Source organism: Bradyrhizobium sacchari, assembly GCF_002068095.1.
Classification (GTDB): Bacteria; Pseudomonadota; Alphaproteobacteria; order Rhizobiales; family Xanthobacteraceae; genus Bradyrhizobium; species Bradyrhizobium sacchari.
The window spans coordinates 277,155-287,273 of sequence record NZ_LWIG01000012.1 but is presented as its reverse complement, the minus strand read 5'-3'; the positions used below and the strand labels follow the sequence as shown (position 1 = coordinate 287,273).

Below are 10,119 nucleotides of genomic sequence, written 5' to 3'. Positions count from 1 at the left end.
GGGCCGCATGCGGCTTGGCGTGTTAGAATTTGTTAGGAGTTGCGAGCGGGTATTTGGCGATATCCCGTTGAAGACGCTGTTAATTCAGCGAGCTCAGCAGTCCCGTTGCGGCGATCAGGTCGTGCGTCCCGAGGCCCTCCTGGTAACGCGCGACGAGCGGAGCGAGCAGCTCGCGTGCCTCACCGGTCCGGCCGGTCTGCTGAAAGACGCGGCCGAGGCTGAGGGCCGCGCGGAGCTCCCAGCCGAGGGCGCATTGCCGGCGCGACAGATCGAGGGATTTGCGTAACCAGCTTTCGGCTTCCGCCATATTGCCCGACCGGACCAGGATGCCGCCCTTGACCCTGAGCATCTCCGGCATGTCGAAGGATTCGCCGTGATCGGGAATCTGGGCGATGGCCTCGTTGATCGTGCGCAAGGCCTCGCCGGTCTGGTTCTGCGCCGCCAGGCCCTCCGCGAGCGCCGTTGCAAACACCGTCGTCATGATCCGGTGCCGCGTCGCATAGAGCGTGGCCTGGCTGCGGCGAAGATGCTCGATACCGCCGGCAACGTCGCCGCGGCGCAGCAACAGCTCGCCCTTCTGGCCGATCCCGACCGCGTGATACGGACCAAGAGAGTGCCGCGCCGAATGATCGATCAGCCGCTCTATCAAGGTTTCGGCGTTGGCCCAGTCGCCGACCCAGAGGAAGACGTAGATGGTCCAGATCAGGGAAATGCCGAGCGTGAGCGGCTGTTCGAGCAGCTCGGCCTCGCGCACCGTGTATCTCGCCGCCTCGACCGCGCGATCGGGCCGGCCGGTGAGCCAGAGCCCGCGCGCCAGCGCCACCAGCGCGACGATGCGGTCGTCATAGCCGAGATGTCCGATGTTCAGCCGCTGCGAGCCGGGATTGTGCACCATCGCGCTCTCGCAGAACCGCACGGCCTTGTCCTGGTTGCCGATCAGATGATGCGCGACGCCGAGCATCCATTCCACGTTCAGCATGGCGGCGGGATCGTTCAGCTTGCGCGCAACGTCCTCGCCGTCCAAGGCGGTTCCGAGCGCGCTGTGAAAATCTCCGATCCTGGTCAAGTAGATGTGCAGGCCGCGCAGCAGCCAGAGCTGCCAGTGCAGATCGTCGAGCTCGCGGGCAAGCTGCAGGCTGCGCGTGAAGGCGGAGCGGACCACTTCCGTATTGCCTTGCGTGAACATCACGGCGACGCCGAGCGCGGCCTGCAGCGTCATCTCCTGGCGGCGGTCGATCGTGTCAGTGTCCAGAGACGCGAGCGCCTGCTGGGTCCAGCGAAAACATTCAGTCAGCAATGTCAGCTCGAGGAAGAACTGGGCGGCCGACGCCGCCAGATCGACGCCGATGGTCCGGTCGCCGCCGTCCGAAAAGCTCCAGGTCAGCGCGGCCCGAACATTGGGCAAATGGTCCGCATAGGGCAGGAAGCCACCCGCGCTCCGCATGCCCGCGGATTTGAGCGCGATGTCGCGCAGGAAATCGCGGAGATACTCGGCATGTGCACGCGCGACGCGGGCCGCTTCCCCGTTCTCGACGAGCTTCTCGCCGACGAAGACGCGGGTGGTATCGAGCAGGCGATAGCGCAGCCGGCGCTCCGCAGGCGAGGTTGCGATCAGTGATTTGGAGAGCAGGTTCGAGATCGCCTCGACTGCGTCGGCCTCGCCGATGCCCTGGCTGGATGCGACCGCAAGCGCGGCCTCCAGCGTGAACGGCCCGACGAACACCGACAATCCGCGCAGCGTCGCGCTTTCGGCTGCGGGGAGCAGATCATAGCTCCAGGCGAGCGCGGCGCTCAAGGTCTGGTGCCGCGGGATCGCGGTGCGCCGTCCGCGCCACAGCAGCGAGAAGCGGCTGTCGAGCAGCGACGCGGTCCCGGCGATGCCATAGGCGTTGACGCGTCCGGCCGCGAGCTCGATCGCGAGCGCGATGCCGTCCAGCCGCCGGCAGATCTCGGCGACCAGCGGCGCATCTTCCTCGCTGAGCTCGAACTCGCTCAGGCTCTCGGCAATGCGTTCCACGAAGAGCTGGCTTGCGGGATAGGCAAGAATGTCGGCAATGCCGAGCCCGTCGCGCTCCGGCGGGCAACCCAGCGGAAACAGCCGATGGACGCGCTCACCCTCGGCGCGAAAGGATTCGCGGCTGGTGGCGAGAATGTGCAGCTCGCCAGCCTCTTGCACGAGACGCTCGGCCAGGGGCGCGAGGTCGTCGAGCATGTGCTCGCAGCTGTCGAGCACAAGCAGCGTGCGTCGGCTGCGCAGGAGCGTCAGCAGGCCCGACACCGGGTCGTCGGAATTGACGGTCAGGCCCAGTGCGGCCGCGATCGTTCCGGGAACGAGGGGGGCATCCGTCAGCGCGCCGAAATCGACGAAGCACACCCGGCCGTCGAAGGACTCCAGCTCGCGATGTGCGACGGCGAGCGCGACCGAGGTCTTGCCGATCCCGCCGGGGCCGACGATGGTGACGAAGCGATGCAGGGCGAGCTCGGCGGAAATCCTCTCGACGGCCTCGTCCCGCCCGATCATCCGCGCAAGCGGCGACGGCAGCGCGTAGGGCGAAGCGACGGGCGGACTGGTCCGGCCGTCCGAAGCAGCATGGCGGAGCAGTGGCGCGGTGAAGCAATAGCCGCGTCCGGGAACGTTGACGACGTAGCGCGAGCCTTCCCCGGCATCGTCCAGCACCTTGTCATTCAAGGCCTTGCGCAGCGTCGTGATGTGGAAGCGCAGGCTGCCTTCGTCGACGTTCACGTCGGACCACACTTGCTTGATCAACTCCCGCTTGTCCACGACTTCGCCGGCGCGCTCGGCGAGAAAAATCAGAATGTCGAGCGCGCGGCCGCCGAGATGAAGCGGGACGCCGTCCTTCTCCAGCAGCCGTGATTTTGCAGACAGCCGGAATGGTCCGAAGGAGATTGCCGAATCCTGGTCGCTAGTGTCCGGCACGAGCCAATGGGTCCAGTGAAGCGTTGCTGTCTGAAATTTTGGTCTAACAGAACGACATTGCGAGTAAACTGGTCGAAAGTGGCGAAATCGCGTGGCGATCGCCGCAGCGTCCAGGCAATAACCCTCGCAAATTTTGCTTAAACGCGAGCGGCTTATGACGCGGCCTGCGACAATTCGTCAGTGTGGTTGACCGTCGCGGCGACAGTCTCTGCTGCACAGATTGTGACGCCGCCGATCATAACAGAATCTTGCAACGTCTAACGAGCAAATCGCCGGCAACGCGTCCAGGATAGCCTTGGAGTCAGGTCCTGTTGCGCCATCTGAAGGATCGTCTCAACTCACACCAGGGGAGTTCGACATGGCCACAGCTGAAATCGATCGCGACGCCGGCGCCAGACCCCCGGCATCGCACAGCGTTGACATGAAGCTCGAAGTCATCGTGATCCCGGTGTCCGACGTGGATCGCGCCAAGGCGTTCTACGCGCGCCTCGGCTGGCGACTGGACGCCGATTTCGCCTCGGGCGACGCTTGGCGCGTGATCCAGTTCACGCCGCCGGGTTCGGCCTGCTCGGTGATCTTCGGCAAGAATGTCACGGCGGCGGCGCCCGGCTCGGCGCGCGGTCTGTATCTGATCGTCTCCGATCTGGAGGCTGCGCGAAAGGATCTGCTCGACCGCGGCATCGAGGTCAGCGAATCCTTCCACGGCGCCGGCGATGTTCATGCCGGTCCCGACGAGCCATACCTGTTCGGCAGTGTTCGGGTCAGCGGCGCTGACCCGAAGCGTGGCAGCTACAGCTCATTCGCCGCGTTCAGTGATCCCGACGGCAATGGCTGGCTGTTCCAGGAGGTCACGACACGATTGCCCGGACGCATCGCCGCAGGCGACACGACATTCGCATCGCAAACCGATCTCGCCGCGGCGCTGCGCCGCGCTTCGGTGGCGCATGGCGAGCACGAGAAGCGTACCGGCGGCCACGACGATAACTGGGCCGACTGGTACGCCGACTACATCGTGCGCGAGCAGGCCGGTCAGGAGCTGCCGACCTGAAGCAACTGCATTCTCGCATCGCGCCGGCGACAGGCGGTCACGCTGATGTCGCCTTCCGCCGGTACCGAGCGCCGGTGCTGCAATCAAACAAGGAGAACTGAGATGATCCGCAAGGCAACAGCAGTCTGGAAGGGCACGGGGCGCGACGGCACAGGCCAGCTGTCGAGCGAATCCGGCGTGCTCGCCGCGACGCCCTATTCGTTCAAGACCCGTTTCGAGAACGAGAAGGGCACCAATCCCGAAGAGTTGATCGCAGCAGCTCATGCCGGCTGTTTCACCATGGCGCTCGCTTTCGGGCTTCAGCTCGCAGGCTTCACGCCGGAGGAGCTCTCGACGGAAGCCGCCGTCACGCTCGAGCCCGAAGGCAAGGGCTTCAAGATCAGCAAGTCGGCACTGACATTGCGCGCCAAGGTGCCAAACCTGGACGACGCAGGTTTCGCCAAGATCGCGGGCGAAGCCGAGAAGAATTGCCCGGTGTCAAAGGTGCTCAACGCCGCGATCACGCTCGACGCCAAACTGGGCTAGAGGCGCGTTTTCGATTTGGGTCCATCCGGTTCGTTCCTGGAACCGGGTGGACATGCGTGCAATGCGTGGCTTTCGGCCGGGCGTCCGAGAGCCTATGATGGCGGTAGATGCAGAACCGACAGAGCGATCAATTGGGAGCGGAGAGATGACGACTGAGCGCGCAGTTTTGGCCGGAGGCTGTTTCTGGGGCATGCAAGATCTCATCCGCAAGCAGCCGGGCGTGATCTCCACTCGCGTCGGCTATACCGGCGGTCACGTGAAGAACGCGACCTACCGCAATCATGAAGGCCACGCCGAAGCCATCGAGATCATCTTCAATCCCGCGAAGACGAGCTTCCGGACCATGCTGGAGTTCTTCTTCCAGATTCACGACCCGACCACGCTCAACCGTCAGGGCAATGATCTCGGCACGAGCTATCGCTCCGCGATCTTCTATACCAGCGATGCGCAGAAGCGGGTTGCCGAAGACACCATCGCCGACGTCGAGGCATCCGGCCTGTGGCCCGGCAAGGTGGTCACCGAGGTCGCGCCTGCGGGCGAGTTCTGGGAAGCCGAGCCCGAGCATCAGGATTATCTCGAACGCTATCCCGACGGCTATACCTGCCACTTCATCCGGCCGGACTGGAAGCTGCCGCGCCGTGCTGCGGCGGCGGGAGGCTAAAGCATGATCCGGACCCGAAGGGCACGCGTCGCGCAAAGTGCGAAGCGGTTTTTCCGAAGAGATCATGCGTAAACAATAACCAGAAGCTCGATGACGATCTATCCAGATCTCATCGCGCTTTAGCGCGCAGCGCGCGGTCAGTTCCGTAGTTGCGCGATCAATTCGCGCGCCGTGCGCATGTCGGCGATCTTGGCCCCCTCCGTGAACGATCCCGAGACGTTCTCCAGAACGGCCAGAGCGTCCGCGCTCTGGCCGGCCCCGCTCATCAGCCGCGCGAGGCTGGTCGCGCAGCGCAGCTCCCAGAAGCGCGCGCCCTGCTGGGCCGCGATGCCCATCGCCTCGCGAAATTGCGCTTCGGCGTCGCCCGAATGCCGCGCGCTCCTACGCATCAATTCTCCCTTGATGCGGATCAGCTCCGGCAGGTACCAAAGCTCCTGCCGGTCGTGGCAACGGGTCAGGGCGTCCTCGATGACGTCGAGGCCGCGGTCGATCTGGTCGGCCTCCAGAAAGCCCGCGGCGAGCTCGCCGAGCAATGGAAGGAAGCGCGGCAGGAAGCGCGCATCGCCGGCGCGGTTGAGCTCCTCGCGCAGCAATGGCAGGCCGGTCGCGATGTCGCCGCGCTTGGCGATGACCGCCGCATTGAAGGCCCGTGCCCATAATCCCCACAGCCGGATCGCATGCCGTTCGGTGTGCTCCAGCAGCTCGGTGCCGTGACGTTCCGCGGCGTCGAGATCGCCGGACCAGAACGCGATCGGGCAGGCGGCCTGTCCCAGCACGCTGCAGAAGGTCAAAGCGTGGCCGTTGGCGCGGCCCTCCTCGATGTTTCGGGCCGCGAGCGCCCGGGCCTGGTCGGCGAGACCCTGCAGCCACAGGATGCGGGCCCGGAAATATTGCGTGGATATTCTCAGGTCGAGCGGGAAGATCTTCGGCTTCTCCGCCAGCAGATGCAGCGATGCGTGCACCCGGTCGATGCGCAGCCGTGCGTCGTTCTGGTCGCCGAGATAGTGCATCGCGACGGCCGTCAGCCGGTCGCTCAGCATCACGTCGGTCCTGTCGGGAGAGTTCGCCGCCGCGTTCGCGAAGCGATCGGCGAACGCGCGGGCCTTGCCGAATTGTCCGTTGTTGAACTGGTCGATGCACAGGCCCCAGAGCGCGCGCAGCCGGAAATCCTTGTCATCGAGCCTGTCGGCGAGCTCGAGGGTCGTCTCCAGGATCGGGCGCGCCTCGCGCGCGCGGCCCTCGCCATACATCAGCGACCAGCCGAGCGCCGACAGAAGCTGCATGCGGATACGGTCGTCGCCGGTGTCGCCGAGCGCAGCGAGTGCGACCTTGCTGCGTTCGCGGCATTCGGCGAACAGGGAAAGCCGCACCCACAACGTGACCGCGGCCGCTGTCAGCGCAATTCCCAGCTCAGTGTCGCCGTCGGGCGCGAAGGCCCAGTCGAGCGCTGTGCGCACATTGTCCAGCTCCGCACCATAGATGCCGAGCCATTCGGGCAGCGGCATCGACGGGTCGGCCTCCGCGTGCGCGAAGAAATCGCGAAAATGCTCGGCATGGCGGCGTGCGAACTGCCTGGTTTCGCCGAGCTCGCTGAGCTTTCCATAGGCGTAGGCCCGGGTCGTGTCGAGCAGGCGATAGCGCAGCGTCCGCGAGCCGGACGGCGAGATCAGCGACTTCGTGACCAGGCTGTCGATGGCTTCCAGCGTTTCCGATGCGCTGAGGCCGGCACCGGATGCAACCGCGGCAGCCGCCTCCGGGGCGAAAGGCCCGGCGAACACCGAGAGCCGGCGCAAGGTCGCGCTCTCGGCCGCAGGCAGCAGGTCGTAGCTCCAGTCGAGCGCGGCGGCGAGGGTCTGGTGCCGCGGCACGGCCGTGCGCCGGCCGCGCCATTGCAGCGAGAAGCGGCTGTCGAGCAGGGACGCGGTGCCGGCGATGCCGTAGGCATTGACCCGCCCCGCGGCGAGCTCGATCGCCAGCGCGATGCCGTCGAGGCGGCGGCAAATGCTCGCGACCAGCGGCGCTTCGTCCGCACTGAGCTGGAACGGGCCGGAGCTTTGCGCGATGCGCTCGACGAAGAGCTGGGCGGCGGGATAGGCGAGGACCTCGGCGACATCGAGCCCCTCGCGCTCGGGCGGACAATCCAGCGGGAACAGCCGGAAGATGCGCTCGCCTTCGCTGCGGAACGATTCGCGGGTGGTTGCGAGAACACGAAGCTGCGGCGCCTCGCGAACCATGTGCTCGACGAGCGGGGCCAGATTGTCCAGCACGTGTTCGCAGCTGTCGAGGATCAGCAGGGCAGGGCCGACCTTGAGGAAGGTCAGCAGGGCCGGTGTCGGATTCTCTGCGCTGATGGTCAGGCCGAGCGCGGAGGCGATGGTGGTTGCGACGTGGCTGGCATCCCGGAGCGGGCCGAAGTCGACGAAGAAGACACGCCCGCGAAAATCCTCGGAGCGGCGATGCCCGACAGTGATGGCGACGGCAGTCTTGCCGATGCCGCCCGGGCCGACCAGGGTCATGAAGCGATGGAGCGAGAGTCCGTTCGATATCTTTTCGACGACCTCCTCCCGTCCGACCATTTTCGAGAGCGGCGCCGGGAGGGCACGGGGAGGCAGGATGTCGATGGTCGGCTGCGCGGCGGGCGAGGCCGAAGGAGCGAGCGATGCGACGAAGCAATAACCGCGGCCGGGTACGTTGACGACATAGCGCGCAGACTTGCCGCTATCACCCAGCGCCTTGCGCAGTGCTGCGACATGGAAGCGCAGGCTGCCTTCGTCGACATTGACGTCGGCCCAGATGCGTTTGACCAGCTCTCTCTTGTCGACGACTTCGCCGGGACGCTCGGCGAGGAAAATCAGGATGTCGAGCGCGCGGCCGCCGACATGGAGCGGCGTGCCCTCCTTCTCCAAGAGCCGGGACTTTGGAAACAGTCGAAATGGCCCAAATGAAATGGACGAGTCTTCGCTACGATCTGGCACGCGCCATCACCCCCGCGACGGGAGTCAAAAGGTATTTCTTTGTGGTCTATCAGAACGAACCGTACAGTAAACTGGCCGAAAGCAGTGGGCTGGGTCGGGCAGCCCTGCGTGGACCGCGTGGGTCGGCCGTCTTCCGAAATATTGTTTTAAAAGTAATGGGTTAGAGCACCTGACGGGCGGTGCCGCCGCCGAATAGTCCGGATGGACAATTGACGTCGGCCGCCGATTGCTGCGATGGAATCGTCCGGGAGCCGGCCTCGCCTCGGGCAGCGACGAACCGCTTCCGGAATTCGGGCATGTCTTTGTTCGCGCGGCGTCACTTCGTCCATGCATTATCGGCGGCAGCCGTTCTCGCGGCGATTCCGCGCAGCGGGCGCACAGCAGATTATCCTTCTCGTCCCATTCGACTGGTGATTCCCTACGGCGCGGGTGGCTCCGGCGACCAGATCGGGCGTCCCTGGGCAGAGAAGATGTCGTCGCTGCTTGGACCCGTCTTCATCGAAAACATCACCGGTGCGGGCGGCTCCATTGGGACGGCGGCGGTCGCGCGCGAGAAGCCCGACGGCTACTCGCTCTTGCTCGGAAACGACAGCACGCAGGCGGCCATTCCGCTGCTGTCGCAAAACCCGTCCTATGCGATGGACGATTTCCGCGCCATCTGCCGCCTCATCACCAGCGCTCTTGTTTTTGTCGTCCATCCGTCGGTGCCCGTCAGATACCTGCCTGAGCTGATTGCCTACGCGAAAGCCAATCCGGGAAAGCTGTCCTACGGCACACCCGGTATCGGCAGCGGAAATCATCTCGTCGGCGAAGCCTTCAAGCTGCAGGCGGGTGGGCTGGACATCGTCCATGTCCCGTATCGGGGCATCGCGCAGGCCAGCAACGACCTCCTCGCCGGCCAGATCCCCCTCGTCATTGCGGTGATGTCGGTGCAATTGCAGCAGTGGAGTGAGGCCGGCAAGATCCGGATGATCGCGGTCGCCACCGAAAAGCGACTGAGCGTGGCTCCCGATATCCCGACGGCGATCGAATCGGGCATGCCGGGCCTGCGTTATGACGGTTGGTTCGGCCTGTTCGCGCCCCGGCAGACCGACGATGCGATCATCGACCGGATCGCGCAGGCGACGCGCATGGCCATGGCCGACAAGGCGATGCAGGCCAATTACCGTGCCGAGGGCATGGAGCCGGATAGCCACTCGAACCCGGCCGAATTCCAGCGCCTGGTCGAGGCGACTTCGGCGAGCCTGGCGCGCATGATCAAATCGATCGGGCTGGAGCGGTTTTGAGACTGGAGCACGATCCGGACCCGGAGGCCCGCGCCGCGCTTTAGTCACGCCGCGGGGCGCGTGACGAAGCGCGCCGACAAGTTGACCAGACACATCAGCGCGGCCAGAAGCCAGAACGCCGTCGGCAATCCGCCAAGGCGGGCGACGAAGCCGACGCCGGCAGGACCTATGAGGATGCCGGCATAGCCGGCGGTCGTGATCGCGGCGACGGCGAGCCCCGTCGGCATCACCGTCTGCCGGGCTGCGCGGCGGAACAGCACCGGCACGAGGTTCGAAGCGCCGAGGCCGATCAGCAGGAAACCGGCGATCGCGACCGCCGCAACGGGAGCCGTGAGCAGCACGGCGAAGCCTCCGACGGCAATGAGGCTTCCCCAGAACAACGTGGCGCGATCGCCGACGCGCGCGACGACGGCGTCGCCGCCGAGACGCCCGATGGTCATCGCGATCGAGAACACGATGTAGCCCGTCCCGCCTTGCGCCTCCGAGACGAGACCCGCGCCGATGACGAGCAGTGCGCCCCAATCGAGCATCGCGCCTTCGACGAGGAAGGTGATGGCGCCGAGCAGCGCAAGCAAGAGCACGGAGCCGTGCGGCAGCACGAACAGCGGCCCGTCCTGCACCTGGACGGAGCGAAGCAGCCGTGGGGACGTCACCATCATCGCAATCAGCATCAGGAGCGAGCAGAT

Annotated in this window: 7 protein-coding genes; 4 read left to right on the top strand and 3 right to left on the bottom strand. The window is 65.5% G+C overall.

Annotated features, from left to right (window positions below):
* Positions 1–79 precede the first annotated feature (79 nt).
* Positions 80–2,938 carry an ATP-binding protein gene (locus A5906_RS16560; protein WP_080136439.1) on the bottom strand — a complete coding sequence of 953 codons (2,859 nt, stop codon included), beginning with the start codon at positions 2,936–2,938 and terminating at the stop codon, positions 80–82.
* A 358-nt stretch (positions 2,939–3,296) separates the two neighbouring features.
* Between A5906_RS16560 and A5906_RS16555 the strand changes: the two genes are divergently transcribed.
* The 3 genes from A5906_RS16555 to msrA all read left to right on the top strand — a co-directional run bounded on the left by A5906_RS16555 (position 3,297) and on the right by msrA (position 5,172).
* Entirely contained in the window at positions 3,297–3,986 is a 690-nt protein-coding gene (locus tag A5906_RS16555; RefSeq protein ID WP_080136438.1) for a VOC family protein, read from the top strand.
* A 102-nt stretch (positions 3,987–4,088) separates the two neighbouring features.
* A complete protein-coding gene (locus A5906_RS16550) occupies positions 4,089–4,511 on the top strand; it encodes an OsmC family protein (RefSeq protein ID WP_080136437.1) in 423 nt (140 codons plus the stop codon).
* Between the two features lie 145 nt (positions 4,512–4,656).
* Positions 4,657–5,172 (top strand): peptide-methionine (S)-S-oxide reductase MsrA, encoded by a 516-nt coding sequence (msrA, locus tag A5906_RS16545; RefSeq protein ID WP_080136436.1) that lies wholly within the window; start codon positions 4,657–4,659, stop codon positions 5,170–5,172.
* A 137-nt stretch (positions 5,173–5,309) separates the two neighbouring features.
* Here msrA and A5906_RS16540 read toward each other — a convergent pair whose 3' ends face one another.
* A complete protein-coding gene (locus tag A5906_RS16540; RefSeq protein ID WP_080136435.1) occupies positions 5,310–8,147 on the bottom strand; it encodes an ATP-binding protein in 2,838 nt (945 codons plus the stop codon).
* Between the two features lie 296 nt (positions 8,148–8,443).
* Here A5906_RS16540 and A5906_RS16535 point away from each other — a divergent pair, with 296 nt between their 5' ends.
* Positions 8,444–9,433, top strand: coding sequence for a Bug family tripartite tricarboxylate transporter substrate binding protein (locus A5906_RS16535; protein ID WP_080136434.1), 990 nt, complete (start codon positions 8,444–8,446; stop codon positions 9,431–9,433).
* Between the two features lie 44 nt (positions 9,434–9,477).
* Here A5906_RS16535 and A5906_RS44520 read toward each other — a convergent pair.
* On the bottom strand, positions 9,478–10,119 hold a 642-nt coding region (locus A5906_RS44520; RefSeq protein WP_488225979.1), incomplete at its 5' end, for an MFS transporter.